The sequence below is a fragment of the Acinetobacter sp. LMB-5 genome, from assembly GCF_001541635.1.
Lineage (GTDB): Bacteria > Pseudomonadota > Gammaproteobacteria > Pseudomonadales > Moraxellaceae > Acinetobacter > Acinetobacter pittii.
Window position 1 is genome coordinate 1 of the sequence record NZ_LRDR01000126.1, and the last position, 317, is coordinate 317.

Consider the following 317-nt stretch of genomic DNA (forward strand, 5'->3'; position numbering starts at 1 on the left):
AGAGCTCAAACCTATTGCGAAACAAGTCGAAGACGAATTACTCCAACTGAAAAATGTCATGCTGGTGGATCTCAATGCACCAGAAGAAGAGATTGCTATCGAAGTCGATCCGCTGATTCTTCGTAAATATGACTTAACGCTAAGTGATGTGAGCAACGCGATTCGTCGTTATTCAGCGAACTTTTCTGCAGGTGAAGTAAAAACCAACGCAGGTATGATCGCAGTACGTATTGAGAACCAATACTACCGTGGTGATGAGTTTCGCAATATCCCAGTTAAGCTGGGAGCGAATGGTGCAAAAGTTCTGCTACAAGACA

General features: G+C 43.5%; 1 protein-coding gene. It reads left to right on the forward strand.

The features are described from left to right. Window positions 1-317, forward strand: a 317-nt coding sequence (locus tag AW165_RS18805) for an efflux RND transporter permease subunit (RefSeq protein WP_171254278.1), incomplete at both ends; no start/stop codon positions are given.